Source organism: Chitinophagales bacterium (assembly GCA_016787225.1).
Classification (GTDB): Bacteria; Bacteroidota; Bacteroidia; order Chitinophagales; family JADJOU01; genus CHPMRC01.
This window is the reverse complement of sequence record JAEUUY010000019.1, coordinates 23,771-42,386: the sequence shown is the minus strand read 5'-3', so window position 1 is coordinate 42,386 and position 18,616 is coordinate 23,771. Positions and strand designations below refer to the sequence as shown.

At 34.9% G+C, this 18,616-nt stretch carries 22 protein-coding genes; 17 read left to right on the top strand and 5 right to left on the bottom strand.

Going from position 1 to position 18,616, the window contains the following annotated elements:
• Window positions 1–27 precede the first annotated feature (27 nt).
• Together JNL75_06370 and JNL75_06365 are read left to right on the top strand one after the other, a co-directional pair.
• Entirely contained in the window at window positions 28–1,251 is a 1,224-nt protein-coding gene (locus tag JNL75_06370) for a cation:dicarboxylase symporter family transporter (protein MBL7789444.1), read from the top strand.
• A gap of 17 nt (window positions 1,252–1,268) precedes the next feature.
• Window positions 1,269–2,102 carry a hypothetical protein gene (locus JNL75_06365; protein MBL7789443.1) on the top strand — a complete coding sequence of 278 codons (834 nt, stop codon included), beginning with the start codon at window positions 1,269–1,271 and terminating at the stop codon, window positions 2,100–2,102.
• Here the strand turns inward: JNL75_06365 and JNL75_06360 are convergent.
• From JNL75_06360 to ubiE, 3 genes are read right to left on the bottom strand one after another with little or no spacing between them, the layout of a single operon-like run.
• The gene (locus JNL75_06360) at window positions 2,089–2,712 is read right to left on the bottom strand and encodes a 4'-phosphopantetheinyl transferase superfamily protein (GenBank protein MBL7789442.1); all 624 of its coding nucleotides are present in this window, start codon (window positions 2,710–2,712) and stop codon (window positions 2,089–2,091) included. The genes JNL75_06365 and JNL75_06360 overlap by 14 nt on opposite strands.
• A gap of 3 nt (window positions 2,713–2,715) precedes the next feature.
• A complete protein-coding gene (locus tag JNL75_06355; protein ID MBL7789441.1) occupies window positions 2,716–3,354 on the bottom strand; it encodes a PorT family protein in 639 nt (212 codons plus the stop codon).
• A gap of 40 nt (window positions 3,355–3,394) precedes the next feature.
• Window positions 3,395–4,213 (bottom strand): bifunctional demethylmenaquinone methyltransferase/2-methoxy-6-polyprenyl-1,4-benzoquinol methylase UbiE, encoded by an 819-nt coding sequence (gene ubiE / locus JNL75_06350; GenBank protein ID MBL7789440.1) that lies wholly within the window; start codon window positions 4,211–4,213, stop codon window positions 3,395–3,397.
• Here ubiE and JNL75_06345 point away from each other — a divergent pair.
• Genes JNL75_06345 through JNL75_06315 form a run of 7 tightly spaced genes read left to right on the top strand, consistent with a single transcriptional unit; the run spans window position 4,193 to window position 9,734 of the window.
• Window positions 4,193–4,786: a YihA family ribosome biogenesis GTP-binding protein gene (locus tag JNL75_06345; GenBank protein MBL7789439.1), complete on the top strand. Its 594-nt coding sequence runs from the start codon at window positions 4,193–4,195 to the stop codon at window positions 4,784–4,786. The two genes, ubiE and JNL75_06345, sit on opposite strands and share 21 nt — an antisense overlap.
• Before the next feature lie 14 nt (window positions 4,787–4,800).
• Window positions 4,801–5,406, top strand: a complete 606-nt coding sequence (locus tag JNL75_06340) for an orotate phosphoribosyltransferase (GenBank protein MBL7789438.1) — start codon at window positions 4,801–4,803, stop codon at window positions 5,404–5,406.
• A 1-nt stretch (window position 5,407) separates the two neighbouring features.
• A complete protein-coding gene (locus JNL75_06335) occupies window positions 5,408–6,577 on the top strand; it encodes a phosphoribosylformylglycinamidine cyclo-ligase (GenBank protein MBL7789437.1) in 1,170 nt (389 codons plus the stop codon).
• Window positions 6,577–7,095 (top strand): DinB family protein, encoded by a 519-nt coding sequence (locus tag JNL75_06330; GenBank protein ID MBL7789436.1) that lies wholly within the window; start codon window positions 6,577–6,579, stop codon window positions 7,093–7,095. Before JNL75_06335 ends, JNL75_06330 begins: the two co-directional genes overlap by 1 nt.
• Complete coding sequence (locus JNL75_06325) at window positions 7,095–7,868, top strand: 3'-5' exonuclease (protein ID MBL7789435.1); 774 nt, start codon at window positions 7,095–7,097, stop codon at window positions 7,866–7,868. Before JNL75_06330 ends, JNL75_06325 begins: the two co-directional genes overlap by 1 nt.
• 36 nt (window positions 7,869–7,904) lie before the next feature.
• On the top strand, window positions 7,905–8,636 hold the full coding sequence (locus JNL75_06320; GenBank protein MBL7789434.1) for a polyprenol monophosphomannose synthase: 732 nt from the start codon (window positions 7,905–7,907) through the stop codon (window positions 8,634–8,636).
• Between the two features lie 3 nt (window positions 8,637–8,639).
• Entirely contained in the window at window positions 8,640–9,734 is a 1,095-nt protein-coding gene (locus JNL75_06315; protein ID MBL7789433.1) for an FAD-binding oxidoreductase, read from the top strand.
• Window positions 9,735–10,010: 276 nt separating this feature from the next.
• Here the strand turns inward: JNL75_06315 and JNL75_06310 are convergent, their stop codons facing one another.
• Entirely contained in the window at window positions 10,011–12,326 is a 2,316-nt protein-coding gene (locus tag JNL75_06310; GenBank protein ID MBL7789432.1) for a T9SS type A sorting domain-containing protein, read from the bottom strand.
• 146 nt (window positions 12,327–12,472) lie between these two features.
• Here JNL75_06310 and JNL75_06305 point away from each other — a divergent pair, with 146 nt between their 5' ends.
• The 7 genes from JNL75_06305 to JNL75_06275 all read left to right on the top strand — a co-directional run bounded on the left by JNL75_06305 (window position 12,473) and on the right by JNL75_06275 (window position 15,404).
• Complete coding sequence (locus JNL75_06305) at window positions 12,473–13,096, top strand: hypothetical protein (protein MBL7789431.1); 624 nt, start codon at window positions 12,473–12,475, stop codon at window positions 13,094–13,096.
• Window positions 13,097–13,118: 22 nt separating this feature from the next.
• Entirely contained in the window at window positions 13,119–13,655 is a 537-nt protein-coding gene (locus JNL75_06300; protein MBL7789430.1) for a sigma-70 family RNA polymerase sigma factor, read from the top strand.
• A complete protein-coding gene (locus JNL75_06295) occupies window positions 13,648–13,989 on the top strand; it encodes a hypothetical protein (GenBank protein ID MBL7789429.1) in 342 nt (113 codons plus the stop codon). The genes JNL75_06300 and JNL75_06295 overlap by 8 nt, the downstream gene beginning before the upstream one ends.
• A gap of 47 nt (window positions 13,990–14,036) precedes the next feature.
• Window positions 14,037–14,291, top strand: a complete 255-nt coding sequence (locus JNL75_06290) for a 30S ribosomal protein S20 (GenBank protein MBL7789428.1) — start codon at window positions 14,037–14,039, stop codon at window positions 14,289–14,291.
• 116 nt (window positions 14,292–14,407) lie between these two features.
• Window positions 14,408–14,560: a hypothetical protein gene (locus JNL75_06285; protein ID MBL7789427.1), complete on the top strand. Its 153-nt coding sequence runs from the start codon at window positions 14,408–14,410 to the stop codon at window positions 14,558–14,560.
• 12 nt (window positions 14,561–14,572) lie between these two features.
• The gene (locus JNL75_06280) at window positions 14,573–15,136 is read left to right on the top strand and encodes a cob(I)yrinic acid a,c-diamide adenosyltransferase (GenBank protein MBL7789426.1); all 564 of its coding nucleotides are present in this window, start codon (window positions 14,573–14,575) and stop codon (window positions 15,134–15,136) included.
• A 43-nt stretch (window positions 15,137–15,179) separates the two neighbouring features.
• Window positions 15,180–15,404, top strand: a complete 225-nt coding sequence (locus JNL75_06275) for a DUF2795 domain-containing protein (GenBank protein MBL7789425.1) — start codon at window positions 15,180–15,182, stop codon at window positions 15,402–15,404.
• On the opposite strand, the gene JNL75_06270 is transcribed toward JNL75_06275, so the two are convergent.
• Window positions 15,401–16,669 carry an NAD(P)/FAD-dependent oxidoreductase gene (locus JNL75_06270; GenBank protein ID MBL7789424.1) on the bottom strand — a complete coding sequence of 423 codons (1,269 nt, stop codon included), beginning with the start codon at window positions 16,667–16,669 and terminating at the stop codon, window positions 15,401–15,403. The genes JNL75_06275 and JNL75_06270 overlap by 4 nt on opposite strands.
• A 119-nt stretch (window positions 16,670–16,788) precedes the next feature.
• Between JNL75_06270 and JNL75_06265 the strand changes: the two genes are divergently transcribed.
• Entirely contained in the window at window positions 16,789–18,504 is a 1,716-nt protein-coding gene (locus JNL75_06265; GenBank protein ID MBL7789423.1) for a hypothetical protein, read from the top strand.
• The last annotated feature ends 112 nt before the right edge of the window (window positions 18,505–18,616 follow it).

The following is an 18,616-nucleotide window of genomic DNA, read 5'->3' as shown; positions in this document are numbered from 1 at the left end:
CATTTACAAACATTATTCCAAATAAATATGCTTCTAACTAAGAAAATCTCGCTCACCCACTGGATTTTTATCTGTATGATAATAGGCATCATAGTAGGTGTAGTATTTCCTGAGTTTTCTCAGAAACTCCAACTCATATCCAAGATATTTCTTCGTCTTATAAAAATGATAGTAGCTCCCCTGATTTTTGCAACCTTAGTTTTAGGAATAGCTCATCATGGAAAACTGAAAGACTTAGGGAAATTAGGGCTAAAATCCATCATATATTTCGAAGTAGTAACGACACTAGCATTATTCATTGGTCTAGGTGCTATCAATCTCACACAGGCAGGTAAAGGCATACACATGCAGGCCGAAGCCAAGTCCATAGAAAAAGTAGATGAGACCAAACAAATCAAACCAAAAACTTTTGAAGAATATGTTTTAGATATTTTTCCTGAGAATATTTCGAAAGCTGTTTTCGATGGCAAGGTATTACAAATTGTTATTTTCAGTATTCTCTTTGGTCTGGGTGTATCCATGGCTCCAGCTGCAGCTAAGAATACCATGATACATTTCTGCGATGGATTGGCAGAAACTATGTTCAAGGTTACCAATATCATTATGTACTTCGCACCATTAGCTGTTGGTGCTGCTATGGCTTATGCTGTGGGGCATATGGGTTTTTCTGTATTGATTCCTTTATTGAAATTAGTAGGTACTTTGTATGGTGCTTTGGCTGTGCTTATTTTATTTGTGCTGATACCTATCGGGCTCTATTTCAAAATCAATTTAAAAAAACTTTGGCATCATATCAAAGAACCTGTTTCAATTGCCTTCGCTACTACGAGTTCAGATGCTGCCCTGCCTAAATTATTCAAAGCCTTAGAAGATTTTGGGTGTAGTAGAAAAATCGTATCTTTTGTACTTCCTATGGGCTATAGTTTCAACTTAGATGGCACCACGCTCTACCTCTCCTTAGCGACTGTATTTGTGGCACAAGCCTCGGGTATAGAATTAACATTGGCACAACAATTATCGATGCTCTTTATTCTCATGCTTACGAGCAAAGGTGTAGCGGCTGTCCCTCGTGCTTCACTAGTGATACTCATAGCTACCGCTACCGATTTGCATTTACCATTAGCTCCTATTTATCTTATCTTCGGTGTAGATGAACTCATGGATATGGCACGAACTTCGACGAATGTAATAGGCAATAGTCTGGCAACATGCGTCATAGCCAAGAGTGAAGGGGAGTTACGTGATAGTTGAATTTAAAATTCTTAGATATGCATATCAGGACCTATAATACTGTCAATGAATACTGGATGGATGTAGGTCATTTTCTGCTCACAAATCCAGTTAAGTATAATATCGTTTTAGGGCAACTTGTTAGTACCAAAGATAGAGATAAAATATTAACAAATACGTCACTACTGGCTCTATTTGACAATGACCAATTCATAATGACTGCATTTAAAAATAGACCCAATGTTATCTTATATGGTGAGAATTATACCATAGCGCATTTACAGAATTTATCTGAATATTTTAAAATGCAACAAATCCGACTCAATGGATGTATTGGTGATAAAAATCTAGCTAAGCAATTTTCAAAAATTTACAATCCAGAATTTAAAGTTGATAAAACTCTGATTGGTCATAAACTAGCAAAATTAAAACCTATTGATTTAAGCGAAGGTTGCATGGAAACATGTGACGAACTTGATATAGAATTGGCAACTATTTGGCTTGAAAAATTCGGAAAAGAATGCCAAATGCCCCATAGACCAATAGGTGAGGCCATAAAAAAAATGGCTATGTCACTGATAGAAAATGGCAGACTATTCAAGTGGGTGGTCAATAATACTCCTGTTTCTATCTGTACTGAATTAGTTTCCAATGACTATTTTTCGAAAATTAGTTTGGTATATACGCCTGTAGAGCAAAGGAATAGAGGATATGCCCTATCTTGTGTATGGACTTTGACCAAGATGATTCAGGATAGGGGACAAAAAACGATTTGTCTGTTTACCGACAAATCCAATCCTACATCCAATAAAATTTATAAGCAAATTGGCTATGAACCCATGTTTGAGGATTATGAAATCAGTTATCAATAATCCAAGTCAAAATAGTATCCTCTATTTTCTTATAAAAAATCTCCTTATTCATTTGGTTTTGAAAATTAGATAGGCTGTAATTCATTTTATCTTCCGAAAAGCTATCTATAGAGATTTGTTCTTTAAATGAATACAGTTCTTTAGTATGATAGTGCTTATATATCGTCTCCTTAGCACTCCAAATCATAGTCAATTTCTCAAGAGAATCGCCTTGTTCAAAATCAAATGGGTGTAGAAACTTGTGTTTAATTTTTAAAATTTTGGATTGAATTTTCTCTATGTCTATGGCTACATTCTTAGTCATTGAACAAATAACAGCAACGAAATTTCGAGAATGAGAAATTGAAAAATGAATCGGATAGTTTACAATTAGTGGTTTCCCGAGTTCTGTTTTTTCTAACAATAATTGTTGTTGTTGCTTTGACATTTTCTTTACCCAATATCTCGAAGCCAACCACTGCATGCGTTTAAGAGGGTTTACTATTTTGGAAAACTCAGAAATATCAAAAGGAGTAAAATCAATTCCAGCTTTGTAGTAATCTTCCCCCTGCGATATTTCATATACGACAATATGAAAATCGTTTTTATTTTGCTCAAAAATTATAGGCATAAACTAACCCTCAAAGTTTAAGGTAAATATCAAAGTTCGGGGATATAAGCCTCTTATAGCTGACCTATTCAAATCACTCTGATTAGGATCCAGTACACTATTGAGACTATGGGAATATTTTAACTCTGGAGAGAAAATAAAATATGGGAAAAAATATTGGAGACCGATACCATATTCCATGGATAGACCTGATTTTCGAAGTGATATTTTATTTGGCTCACTGGTAGTTCTAACTTGAGGGTCTATATTTAAATCATATTTTAACCCTGCTACTACAAAAATTCTCCAATCGTTTACAGGTTCAGACTTATACCGAATATGAACAGGTAAGGATATGTAGGTAGTTTTAATTCGATTATCGACTGTCCCATTGATGGTATTGTATTGAATCAATTTTTCACCAAATGTCATATTAGGGATAAATCGCAGATCAAAATAGCGGTTAAATTGCCAATTACCAATAAGGCCCAGATTAAATCCTGGTTGAGATTTATCCTCAATACTTAAAATTGAATCATTCGCTTCGGAATGTGGTTGCCTATCAATTCTAAAGTTAGAGATATTTAATCCTAATGAAATCCCCCAATAGAGCGCCTTGTTTCCTTTTTCGTAAAAATTTAGTTGCCCATGTAATCCAGACAAATTTAATATGACAAAAGAAAAAATAATATAATGTTTCATGTTACTTTCTGGCAAGGTATAGCGCACACATACCAAACGTCAAAGCGATATGTTTAGTATCCTTAAATCCAACATTTTCCAATATTTTGCAGAACGAATCTCCTTGCGGAAATACACTAACCGAATCTGGTAAATAAGTATAAGCTCTGGCATCCTTTGAAAATAATTTCCCTACCAAAGGGGTAATATATCGAAAATGTATGTTAAATAAAATTTTTAAAAATGGATTCGTAGGAAAAGAAGGTTCCAAAATAGCTATCATGCCTCCCGGTCGTAGAACTCTATGCAATTCGGAAAGACCTTTTTCAAGATTTTGGAAATTTCGCACACCAAAGCCTACGGTGATAGCATCAAAATGACCGTCTGAATATAATATCTGCTCACTATCGCCTTTGACCCAATCGATAATAGTTTGAGTATCTTTAGTACTTGCCTTAGACCTCCCTATGTCGAGCATATTTTGTGATAGATCTAGAGCTACGATTTTTTCAGGTGAAATACTTAAGGCCTCGAATGCAAAATCTCCTGTACCAGAAGCCATATCGAGTATTAATCTAGGCTGAACAACAGAAACTTCACGAATAGCGCGTTTTCTCCATGTAATATCTATACCCAAACTCAAAAGGTGATTCAAAAAATCATACTTATGTGCTATATTGTCAAACATCGACTCTATTTGCACCCTCTTTTCTTTCTCCTGATTATAGGGAACTACTTTTTCTACTTCGATTTCCACATGGATAGATTGATGGTACAAAACTAATCCTAAACTCTTAATTAATCCCCTTAATTTTGTGCTGTGAATATTCGTGCGAGACATTTTGTTGGATCATTCAATACGCTCAAGGAATTACCAATAAGTGAAATCCCTGAATTTTGCTTTATTGGTAGATCCAATGTAGGGAAATCATCTTTGATAAATTATATCACAGGGAAAAAAGACTTAGCTAAGGTATCTTCAACCCCAGGTAAAACCCAGTCATTGAATTATTTTCTTATAAATAATGAATGGCATCTCGTGGATTTACCGGGTTATGGCTATGCCAAGCGAAGCAAGAAACTTCGATCGAGTTGGGAAGATACTATGTATGCTTATTTCGAATCTCGAGAAACACTTACCAATATATTTCTACTCATAGATAGTCGAATTAAACCTATGAAAAGTGACCTCGATATGATTAGCTGGTTGGGCGAGAGAGGGATTCCATTTGCTCTCGTATACACTAAAGCAGATACACGTGAACTCAAGCAATGCAAAATCAATATGAAGAATTTTGAGGAAAAGCTACTCGAATCATGGGATGCATTGCCCAAAAGTTTTGTAACCTCGTCGGAAGAAGGCAGGGGAAAAGATGAAATTTTAGATTATATAAATCAAATATTAAACTCATAAAACACAAAAATTTTATGTCCATCGCCCAACAACTACTAAAAATCCAAGCCGTCAAACTCTCTCCTGCAAAGCCATTTATATGGGCGAGCGGAGCAGAATCTCCTATTTATTGTGATAACCGCATTACACTTTCATTTCCTGAGGTACGATCTGCGATTTGCGATGGATTTGTAGCGAAAATCAAAGAACAATATCCTGACGCCGAGACCATTGCTGGAGTAGCCACCGGAGGCATAGCGCATGGCATGCTAGTAGCCGATAGATTGGGTTTACCTTTTGTCTATGTGCGTGATAAGCCCAAGGCACATGGAAGAGAAAACACGGTGGAAGGATATTTAGAACCAAATGCCAAAGTAGTCATTATAGAAGATTTAATATCCACTGGTGGCAGCAGTCTCAAGGCAGTAGAAGCCCTTCGAAATTATGGCAGTGATGTTATGGGCTTATTGGCTATCTTTACCTATAATTTTCAAAAAGCGCGTGAAGCATTTGATGCTGCAAATTGTAAAATGGATACCTTGACTGGATTTAAAGAATTGATAACGCTACTAGAAAAAGACACCAATTACAGTGCAGCAGATATGGAGTATATGAAAAATTGGTATCAAAAAGGAATATAACATGAGTGAATTATATCTGAAACGCGGTGTCTCTGCTAAAAAAGAAGATGTACACAAAGCTATAGCCAATCTGCAACAAGGTGTTTATGCTAACCTGTTTTGCAAAGTATTTCCTGATACCCTTGGTGGCAGTGATGATTATGTGAACCTAATGAGTAGCGATGGAAGTGGCACTAAATCAGTTATTGCATATCTCTATTGGCTAGAGACAGGTGACGCCTCTGTATTTCGTGGAATAGGACAAGACGCCCTCGTCATGAATCTCGATGATATGGCTTGCGTAGGTGCTATAGATAAATTTCTATTTACATCTATTATCAATAGAAATAAAAACAGAATTCCCGGTGAAATCATCAAAGAAATCATTGAGGGCACTCAGGAATACATAGATAAACTCAATGACTATGGAGTTGAAATAGTTTATACAGGCGGAGAAACAGCGGATGTAGGGGATGTGGTGAGAACAGTATCAGTAGATGCGAGTATGGTGGCTCGCATGAAAAAATCAGATATTATTCAAACCGGTAATATCAAACCAGGTCAGATTATAGTAGGTCTTGCCAGCTATGGAAATTGTATTTATGAAAATGGTTATAATGCTGGCATGGGCAGCAATGGATTGACCTCTGCTAGACATGATTTACTATCTTCTGATTATAAAAAATATTCTGAATCCATAGAAACGCTCGTAGACCCTTCAGTTCAATATATTGGGAAAAACAAACTCACTGATGTCGTTTTTAATGATTTAACTCTAGGTAAGTTAATTTTATCACCAACGATGAGTTACACACCTATTTTAAAGAGAGTTTTTAATGAAATAGGAAGAGAAAAGCTAGCTTCGATAGTTCACTGCACAGGTGGTGGAGCTTCCAAGGTTTTACATTTTGTAGACAAGCTTAGAATTGTCAAAGACAATTATTTAACTATCCCATTTTTATTTAATTATATTCAAGAACAAAGTCAGACAGACTGGAAAGAAATGTTTCAAGTGTTTAATATGGGAACACGCCTTGAAATTTATTTAGAAAATGAAACTATAGCTCAGGAGATTATTGCTATTTCTAAATCTTTTGGTGTGGAAGCGCAGATAATGGGACGAGTGGAAGAATCTAAAATAGCTGAGGTAGTAGTTGAACACAATGATTCAGAGTATATTTATATAAAATAATGCTGGTCACCGATTTACAATTTTATGCACCATACTATGCAGAGGCGTATAAAAAACTAGCGCAGGATATTCCCCTGCTTCGCATGCTAGAGCAGCGACCCATGATATTAGAATTTTATAAAAACATACCTGAAGCGCTATGGAGCTATAGCTACGCTCAAGATAAATGGAGTATTCAGAAAATAGTCCAGCACTGGTTAGATGCGGAATTAATATTCTGCTATCGAGCACTCAGCACTGTGCGAGGTGAGGAGAAGCCCCTTATGGGCTGGGAACCCGACGAGTATGCTGCGTGTATTCGTGAAGCTGATTTATCGAAGGAGAAGCTCTTAAAATCTATAGATATACAGGTGAAATATACTCATCATATATTTTCACAATTTTCTCCCATAGATCTCGCTAAGGTTGGAAATGCTAACGGGTATGACACTCAGGTAGCAGCTATGGGATTCGCAATTTTAGCGCACGAAATGCACCATAGAAATGTCATTCAAGATAAATATTTAAATAACATATAATGCTCAATCTCTCTCGACCTCTCGCTTTTTTCGACCTAGAAACTACAGGTCTTGATATAACCAAAGATAGAATTGTAGAAATCTCAATTCTTAAAATATTGCCCGACCAAGGTAGAAAAACACTTTACTATCTAGTAAATCCTACAATACCTATACCTACTGAGGTAGCAGCTATACACGGCATTACGAACGAACGCGTGCAAGATGCTCCTAAGTTTTCTGAAATAGCTAAGGAAATTGAAGAATTTCTCAAAGATGCTGATTTAGCAGGTTATAATTCGAATAGATTCGACATACCTATGCTACAAGAAGAAATGTTGCGATGCGGTATTGATTTATTTATTGAAGAAAAGAATAATATTGATGTGCAATCCATTTTTCACGCCAAAGAGAAGCGAGATCTATCTGCTGCATATCAATTTTACTGTGAGAAAGAACTCATCAATGCACACACTGCAGAGGCCGATGTAGAAGCTACCTACGAAATATTCAAAGCTCAGCTTGAGCGCTACCCTGATATTATAAATGATATCGCCTATATCTCTAAAACATTTTCACATACCGCTAGTGGTCATTTGGATAATGCCAAACGTATTCTCAAAAAAGACAATCAATACTATCTCTGCTTTGGCAAATATAAAGATATGCGATTTCAAGATATTTATGAAAAAGATAGAGGCTATTTTAGATGGATGTACCAAGCAGATTTCGGATTACATACCAAGGCTAAATTAAAACAAGTTTGCAACGAGCTAGGAATTCCATTATCATAATTATATGTCTATAGTTATATTATCTTTTATATTTGTATTGTGAATGATTGCTTAGTAATAATTCCTACTTATAATGAGCAGGATAATGTAATACAAATGATAGAGAAAGTATTTTCTCTTAATGCGGGTTTCGATTTGTTAATTATAGATGATAATTCTCCTGATGGTACGGCTGATTTGGTCAAAGAAATGCAACAAAAATTTCCTGATCAACTACACTTAATACAGCGGGAAGGCAAGCTAGGATTGGGTACAGCCTACATTACAGGATTTAAGTGGGCACTAGAGCGTGGCTATGAAATGGTTTGCGAGATGGATTGTGATTTTTCTCATAATCCTGAAGATTTACCGCGACTTCGCCAAGCTATTTTGGATGGAGCAGATGTTGCTGTCGGGTCTCGGTATATTGATGGTGGGGGTGTTTATAATTGGCCTAAAAGAAGAATATTTTTGTCTCGAGGAGCATCCATATATGCGCGAATGATTACTTTTCTGCCAGTAAACGATACTACTGCTGGCTTTGTATGCTATAAAAAGAAGTTTCTCGAAAATTTGAATTTTGATAAAATTACCTTTAAGGGTTATGCATTTCAGATTCAAATGAAATACGCTGCCTATTTACTAGGTTATAAAATAGTCGAGGTACCTATTTGGTTCAAAGACCGTGAAGAAGGAGTTTCGAAAATGTCGGGGAATATTATTCAAGAAGCCATACTTGGTGTTCTCAAGTTAAAATGGAATTCTATTTTTGATTCCTATCAAAGATAAATTATGCCAAGTTTTTGGGAAACAGACTCCCTACTTCAAAATGACATCTCCATAATAGGCGGTGGCATACTAGGGTTATGGACAGCCTATGAATTGTCATTGAAATATCCAAATGCTAAAATCGCTATCTATGAAAGAGAGTTATACGCTTCGGGTGCTACTAGCCGCAATGCTGGCTTTGCCTGCTTTGGCAGCCTTACAGAGATATTAACAGATAGAAAACAATGGGGAGATAAAAAAACTTTAGAAATTATTAAAAATCGTTGGCTTGGAATTCAGGCGATACAGTCACTAATTGGTGACGAAATAGATTACCACAATTATGGTGGTTACGAGTTATTGTTTGATGACAAAATTGATTCGAAGATTATAGACGAAGTGAATGATTTCCTTTATCCAATATTTGGACAGGTCGTTTTCCAATTGGTTAAGAATAGGTTATGTGATTTTGGATTTGGTAACGAAGTAAAACAGCTTTTATATAATTCACTTGAAGGCCAGCTGCATAGTGGGAAATTGATATTGGCCCTGCATCGACGGATACGTTCTAGAAATATAAGTTTTTTCTCAAATTCTGAAATTACAGACTATAATTCTGGCGAAGAGGTAACTCTTGAAGTGAATGGTAAAACGAAGGTAAATACTAACAAATTAATTTTCTGTACCAATGCCTTTTTGCCAGATCAGAGTTTGCTTATAAAACCTGGACGCGGACAAGTGCTTATTACAGAACCAGTCTTAGATTTGCCATGGAAAGGCTGTTTTCATTTTCATGAGGGGTATTACTATTTCAGAAATGTAGGGAATAGAATATTATTTGGCGGAGGACGGCATTTAGATTTTGAAAAAGAGTCTACTACAGAGTTTGAATTAAATCAAAAGATTCAAGAGGACTTGATTAACAAGCTTCACACTATTATCTCCCCAAATAAAAGATTGGAAATTGAACAACAGTGGTCTGGAATTATGGCTTTTACTGAAAACAAATTGCCCAAAATATTACAATTAGGTCAAAATACGATCTATGCGATGAACTGCAATGGAATGGGGGTTTCTTTAAGTCCTATAACTGCGCTTGAGATTGCAAAACTAAATTAGGGTTTGCTGAAAAAAGCAAAAACAATTGATAGTCATGGTATTGCAAAAAGATTCTAACCAAAAAATATAAATTGTAATACCAATAGCGGTTTTAAAATGGCCCAACCCATTTTAAAACCTTGCTATGGTAAATGCCGTAGCTGTATTCGTTTAGTGCAATGAGCCATGCGACATTGGACTATTACTAATACGCTTACGGTATTAAAACAACATAAAAAGAAAAGGGATAGACTTGCGTCTATCCCTCCACTTAAACATAAATTAGTATTAAAACAACTACCTAGCGATAGTTATTTTCTTGTTAAACTGCTCTGTACCATTGTCTATGTTGAGAAAATAATTCCCAGCAGGAAGATTTGTGCAGTCTATATTTTTTATAGTTTCAAATTTTTCTATTGTAAATGTTTTGACCTCTTTACCTAATAAATCGAGGACTCTTACTTGAACCTCATTTTTTAACATTTCATTTAACTTAATTGAGAAATTACCATTGGATGGAATTGGATAAATATCAAAGTTAGATTTTACTTGAGACTCAATTCCACTAGATGCCTTTCTTTGATAATGGAAATAAAAAGTACCACCTCCTTTCGAAGTAACCATATTATTGACATCAACGTAGGCTATACCATTTTGGTATCCCATAGTTTTATCTACAACGATTTGATAAGGGAATTTAATTGGAGATTTAGTTTCACCTAAAATCAATGCACTTGTCATTTCGTTTTGTGTCGAAGTGACAAATGAGAGTTCATTTAATGGTAAATCAGTTGAAAACTGATTTGTGGGAACTAAGGCATTTCTTCTAGCTTGAATAGTGCTTATAAATAGACCTTTTTCTGAAGGACCTTCGTTGTAGAAAAATCTTACTGAATATGGATTTTTTACTGTATCCATCAATGGATTTTGAAGTTTTATTGTAAACATTCTCAGACCCATTAAGATTACTTTATTTTGCGTAGCTTCTGGCTCTAATTCTTTGATAAATCCACCAGTAAATCTCACATCTGGAGAAAATAGGATATTATTTCCATTCTTTTTAATCGCTAAAAGTAATTCTTGTCTATTGCCCTCATGAGCATAATATGTCCATCCTCCATTATCTGTGCACTGTTCTAGTAAATTTAATTTATCACTAATAGCTAAACGAACCGCATTATTTGGATTTAATTGTCTAACTAACACAGCATTTGACGGTTCATCTGTACAGTAAGGATTTCTCACATGAGCCTTATACTCATCTGGTGATAAAGTTACTGGACTTACAGTATAGTTGCTGTCGGTAGCACCAGGAATGGCTACCCCATTTTTGTACCACTGATACATGGTAGCATTTTTACCACGTACCATCAGCGTATGCGATGTGGCGTTGCAACTAGCATTAGGCATGGGGTGAACAGTCACTGTTTGACGTGGATTGAGCACGACTTTAATTCTCTTGAATAAATCCTTTTCTTGACAGTCTCCAGTTATACTCGGGTCCTTATACATCACTAAATTATAAAAACCAGGTGAAGTAGAATCTGCGTTAGCTATCATGAATCGATTATAAATAGCTCCTTCTAACGAATCTTGGGTACCACTATTATTTACTTTAAACCACTGATATCTATGCACTCCTAATGCATTCACCTCCATTATCGCAGGTCCACCCATACAGGCGTTTAAAAGGGTATCCGTCTGCTTTAGCAATAAGGGACATAGAGTAGGCTCCACTAAAACCAATTTACTCCTAAGTGTATCTAGACATGGTAAGGTTGTATTAACTATAACTCTATAGGATCCAGAATCCTGAATAGATATGAATTCATGAATCTTTAAACTGTCGGCATTTGCGCCAGGGATAGCTACACCATCTTTATACCATTGATAAGCGAATGGGCCATCTCCTCCTACTTTTATTTTCATAACATGAGACATACCAGGACCAGATAGGATAAGAGACTTATCTCTTAATTTTGCACCTTTTGGGGTATCGATAATAAATGCTCGCTGTTTAATTGCAATATGGTAACCGTTGGTTACAGTGTCTTTACAACCAATTTGAGCCTTGGCTAGCACCGTATATAATCCAGTATCTGAAAGTGTAACGCCCATTTTGGTATAAGTAGCAGGACCTGAAGATAGAACTACTCCATTTCTGCGCCATACCATTGTCGCATTTTGAACATTCGCGTTTAAACTTAAATTGGCACCAAAACACATGGGAGAAGTCGTTCCATTTGGATGTGTCACGATTACAGGCTTTCTGTTTATAGCGACTATACATGTTTGAATATTGGTAACACCCGTTACTTGTTCTTTTATTTCACAAGTATAAGTACCAGTATCTGTAATCGCTAGAATAGGTATTAACAAACTAGAGCTATTATTACCGATAACGCCTCCATTTCGCTTCCAAGTATAATCTACTGGATTATCACTTGTCAGAGAGATATTGAATGAAAGAGAATCTCCTTCACACTTTGTCACATTAGTAGGCAAAGGAGTAATAATGTTGATGGCAGACTGAGCTACTAAAGTTATAATAGATAAGAATAGAATTGATAAAGATTTCTTGAAAAAATTAAGTTCAAGTATAGATTTACTCATCTTGGATTAGAATTTTTATTATTGTATCCGCAAAGATATAAAAAAATGTAAACTCACAAGGGTTTTATTCTAAAATTAAACTTAGTTTGTAACCTTCTTCGATTTCCATAATCATATCAACGATTATTAATTTAAAAATCCAACACATGAAAAATAATATAATGCTCTCAGTACCAACTGCAAAAATACAAATTGGAAACCAAGCATCTATTACCCTAGATACTGCAACTTCCAATGGTAAAAAGTCTTATCAGATAAGTATAGTTACTGAAAATGACAGTATTAACAAAACTTTAGACGAAATTAGCAAAGAAGTAAACGAAGAAATGGAGAATGTAGCTGCAGAATTTAAAAATGATTCTAAGCAAGAATATTTTGAAAGTCAAGTAGAATTAGAAAAAATAAAAACCGAAGGATTTACAGATAAGATTGGAGTTTTCATCCCAATTATAGCCATATTATCGGTGTTTGGGTACTTAGCCTTTCGAAGCTATCAGAAAAGAAAATGGAGGGAGGCGCTTCTAAATAAAGGATTTAGCCTAGAAGAAATAAATCGTTCTGAAAATGAAAGGAAGTTCAAAATTGAATCTGGTACCGATGAATTAGCAAGCTATGATAAACGAAAGACATTAAAATATGCGATTGTTTTTGGGTCTTTGGGTATTTCTATTTTGATAGGAACTGTCATGGATGGATTTGGATATTTTATAGGTATGCTTTTTATCCTTTTAGGAACAGGATTTTGGTATTACAATGAAAAAATAAAGTAATCTAAGGCCGCCTGACTAGAGCATGACAGACCACCAACTTATTTCCTTAATCCTTAAAGGAGAGCCATCTCTGTATAAGCATATAGTGGATAGATATGCCAAAATGAGTTTTGCAGTAGCCTATAGAATAGTCAAAAATAGCGATGATTGTCAAGATATTGTGCAGGAATCATTTATAGCTGCTTATGATAACTTAAAAAATTTCAAGGGAGAATCTAAGTTTTCAACCTGGTTATATCGTATTGTAGTGAATAAAGCCTTGGCTGTGAAGAATAATCAGAAATATTTTGATGAAATTAGTGACATAGGGCAAAATCTGGAAGATTATAACGAAGAGATAGATACCAATAATGAGCAATTGGTGGCGCAAGCACTGCAAATACTTCAAGACAAAGAGCGGTTGATCATCGATTTATTTTACTTTCAAGATCAAAGTATAAAGGAAATAAGTCAAATTACCCAAGCTACCGAAGTGAATGTAAAAGTGATGCTGCATAGAGCTCGTAAAAAAATGAATGAGTATGTTCAGAAATCAATTAAATTTGCACACAATGAGTAATTTTAAGAAAATTATTGAGCAAGATATAGACCAAATTATCCCCATTCAATTCCATGAGAATATGAGGGATAGGGTCATGAAGTCTATAGATACCCCTAAAAAAAGTTTTCGAGTATCTTTTGCTGAGAAAAAAGACAATATTATTTTGTTTTTCACCTTGATATTTTGCATATTATTAATTTATTTTTTCGGATATAGTGAAAAATATAAGATAAGCATTTTCGTTCCTAAAGAATTGATATATAACTTTTTATTATACTCCTCATCCACTGTAGTTATCTTGATATTTCTTATCAATGACTACTTTGATCGAAAGAAAAAGATTCTCATTTAAAATTTATTCTTTATATTTGCACTCCCAAAATTTGAAGATTCAGAGATATGGCAAACACAAAAAATGCAAAAAAAGCGGCAAGAAAAGCTGTCAAAAGAAGATTATACAATCGATATTATGCTAAAACTACTCGTAATGCAGTTAGAGCAATATTGAACGAAAAAGACAATAATGCTCAAAAAGATAAATTATCTAGCGTCATTTCTCTAGTAGATAAATTAGCAAAAAGGAATATTATTCATAAGAATAAAGCGTCTAATATTAAATCTAAGTTGATGCGAAAAGTTCTCAAGGCTGCATAACCAAGATTTATTCACCCAATCTTAACATATAAAGCAAGTTCAAAATGAACTTGCTTTTTTTTTAAAAAAAAAATTACATTTGCCGAAAATTTAGAAAAAACTAAAAACGTTAATATATGAATAAAGAAAACGGAAGAGGTAAAGCTTGGCTCATGTTTGGTCTTGGCACTATAGCATGTTTAGCTGCACTAGTATTAGTACCACAGTGGGTGTGGATACCATTGCCATTTGCACTCACAGGTTTGACTATGGGATTTGATGCTATCTAGGTAACAAATCGAATGAAAATTTATACCAAAACCGGTGACGACGGAACTACCGCTCTATTTGGTGGTGAGAGAGTAAAAAAAAGTTACATTAGAGTAGAGGCCTATGGCAATATTGATGAACTTAACTCATTTCTAGGTGCATTGATTGAAAGTATAGAGAAAAACGATTTGAGATTGTATTTGGAAAAAATTCAACATATTCTATTTAATATAGGCTCCGTTGTTGCCACGGTAGATGAAAAGTTTATAGCCAAATTGCCACAGCTATTGGGTGAAGATATCACCAGCCTAGAAATGCAAATGGATAAAATGGAATCTGAATTAGCGCCTATGACTAATTTCATATTGCCAGGTGGACATGAATCGATAGCTAGAGCGCATATTTGTAGAACGGTATGTCGCAGGGCTGAAAGAAGTCTCGTAGCGTTATTGGATATCGAAACTTGCCATCCGTCCCTATACACAGCCCTACAGTTCTTAAACAGATTGAGTGATTATTTTTTTATATTATCCAGAAAATTAGCACAATTAAACGGGAAAAATGAAGTTATTTGGAAAAAAGAAGTCACACTTTAAACCATTAAAATAAAAAATTATCAAAATAAAAAATTAAACAAATATGTATTGGACACTTGAATTAGCTTCCTATTTAGAAGATGCCCCATGGCCAGCTACTAGAGATGAACTTATCGACTATGCTATACGCTCTGGAGCACCTGTAGCAGTTATCGAAAATCTACAACAACTAGAAGATGCCGGAGAAGAACAATATGAAGGCGTAGAAGATATATGGCCAGACTACCCTACACAGGATGACTTTTATTTTAACGAAGATGAATATTAATCTTTAAAATCAACATTTAGCCTCTCCTTTGAGAGGCTTTTTTTGACTTTATTGGTAATATCTATTGCACAAACTACAGAACTTGTCCAGGCATTTTGAAAATTAAAACCACCAGTGATACCATCAATATTAGTAATCTCTCCGATAAAATACATGTTAGGGACTAACTTCGATTCCATAGAATGACTATGTAAGTGTTCTATATCTATACCACCTGCTGTGACAAACTCTTCTTTAAATGTAGTCTTACCATTGACCTCATAAACTGTATTTATAAGTATCTGAATCAACTTATTGACATTTTTCTTCGAAAGTTCAGACCATTTTTTATCCGATTCTATTTCTGCTTTTACAAGTAAATATTCCCAAAATCGCTGAGGATACTTTTCTAGCCTCCGATTGGAAACTTTTGCCTGACTATTTTTTTCTATGACTGCTTCGATATCTCTCCTAACATCTAATTCCGATTTTTCTCCTGTCCAATTTATGGCAACCTGAAATTTATAATTCAATTCGTTAAGGACGAACGCACCCCATGCAGACAATTTTAAAATACCAGGGCCGCTGAGTCCCCAATGTGTTACCAAAACAGGACCTTGCTCTCTTAAATCTGAGCCCATTATCCTCACAGAAACATTCGGTACACTGAGCCCCATAAGTGAGGTTAAATCGCTTTCATTAATTTTAAATGTAAACAAAGAGGGTACAGGATCTATCGTTTCGATCTTCAAATTTTTATACAACTCTAATTCTCTTGGCTTTTGTGCTCCACCTGTAGCTATGATTAAAAAATCAGCCTGAATTTTTTTCTGATAAAAATGCAATAAGAAACCATCTTCTCCCTTAATTATGCTTGTAAGTTCATGATCAAACAAGACTTTGACATTATGTTTCGATAATTGACTAGTAAAACAGTTGATAATTGTCTGTGAATTATCAGTTACGGGGAACACTCTACCATCCTCCTCTGTCTTGAGTTTCACACCCTTCGATTCAAGCCATTTATACATATCTTTTGGAGAAAATACATCTAAGTTCTTTTTGATAATTTTTGAACCTCTTGGGTAGTTTTTGGAAAATTGAGCCTGGGAATGATAGTGATGAGTTACATTGCACCTACCTCCACCACTAATACGAACTTTTTTAAGCAGTTCGTTTGATTTCTCGTAAATGGTCACGAAGCAATCAAGTCTTTCTTGTAGTTGAATGGCACAAAATATACCTGCTGCCCCACCTCCAATAATCGCTATTCGTTTTTTAGACACTTTACACAGAAAAATAAAATGCAAGGTAACTAGAAAAATAGCATTTTATATTAATTTTTAGAATTACATTAATTTTATGATAAATAAAAATGTATTGTAAATTTGTTTTTAACAAAAAATTGAATTCTATTATACCAATATTACAAAAAATCAATCGTCGATTCTCTAAAGAATTTTACATAGGACTTGGAATCTGGACGATAAGTTTTTTCATGCCTTATATTATTTTAGGCTATGACTCATATATACGTATACATGATACGCTAGAAGGTGAGCTCGTATGGTTGCATATTTTAAAACACTCTGGCTATATGTATAGCCTGTCCAATGATATCAAACTCACCTCGATCATGGATGGTCTGCCGCGCAATGTACTTCCATCAGGCTATACTATTATCGCCAACTTATGCAATGCTTTTGATATTTTCTACGGTTATATCATAGCGCATTATTTATTCAAGACTATCGGTTTTATCTCATTCTATCTGTTTATAAAGCGTTATATGACCTTAAACTATATTTATGAGTCAGGTATCGTTTTTGTCTGCTTACTCTTAACTTCCATTCAATTTTTTACACCATTCGGTATTTCTATAATGGGCATGCCACTACTGGCTTATGGTTTCGCTAGATTATACTATCAGGAAGATTTCGGCATTACAGCTTTCATTTTTTTCATCTTCCCTTTCTGTTCTTCTTTTGTATGGTCTGGGATTGAAATCATTTTCCTTTTCAATGTCTATCTGATATACTTATTTTTTATCAAACATGATCACCTTAAAAAATGGATAGCAGCTTGGGCTTCTTTTATTCTAGGAACAGTTCTAGCCAATTTGCAATTTATCTATGGTATGTTATTTTTAAAAGAAGGATTTCGATCGCATAGAGTTGCATACTATCAGTTTAATGATGTTCCTAACATAGAGGCTAGTCTCACGGAGTTTTTCTCTTTTTTCTTCAGCACACATTATCACGTTTCTATTTTTGTCTCCACGCTTATTTTTGGAGTGTTTATTCTTAGCTACTATGGCATTAAAAAGAATCCATGGTCAAAAAGAATTTTTTTAGCTATTGTATTTATCGTTCTCTGGCAAGCTTTTTACAACTATATTGAATATTTTACGCAAAGTATCGTGTTTATAAAATCCTTTCGTTTCAACCGATTTGGTTTCCTACTTCCTTTTCTCTGGTTTTTGATTTTACTCATATCTCTAGACACTATTGCTCGTTTCCGCCTTCTGAGCAAGACTATTCCACTCATTCTAGGCACACAGTTTCTCATATTATTTCTTGCAAATGATGAAACCCAGCATAACTATAAAAAACTCTGGGGATTTGAAGATACCTTTCCTAGTTATCGTGAATACTTAGCTTTGAACCAATTCAAGAAAATTAAAAAAGTTATACCCAATACAGAAGACAATAAAGTCATTTCTCTAGGACTAAGCCCTACTATAGCCCAGTATCATGATTATGCTACCTTGGATGGATTGTTCTCTGTATATAACCTTGCCTATAAAAAAGAGTTCAGAAAAATCATGGAAAAGGAACTGCTAAAAAATCCGCTCATACGGGAAAAATTTGACACCTGGGGCAATCGTTGCTATCTCTATTCCGATGAATTAGGAGTAGAAAATGTTCAAAACTGTCAAAGTGCCCATGACAGTAAAAAAATCTATAATCTGGAAATCAATACAGAACAGATAAAAAAGCTCGGAGGACGGTATATATTCTCCGCCTGCGAAGTAAAAAATGCCACTGCACTGGGGCTTCATCTCATCCAGACCGTAGGCAGTAAAAAAGATTTTTGGAAAATTTATCTCTATAAACTATGACCGTACAGAAAGAAAAGTTGTTTTTTTGGATAATAATCCTCCTCTGTATTCTTTCCTTAGGATTGACTTTTTACACCTTTGTCATATTGCCTAAAACGAATATAGCGTTAGG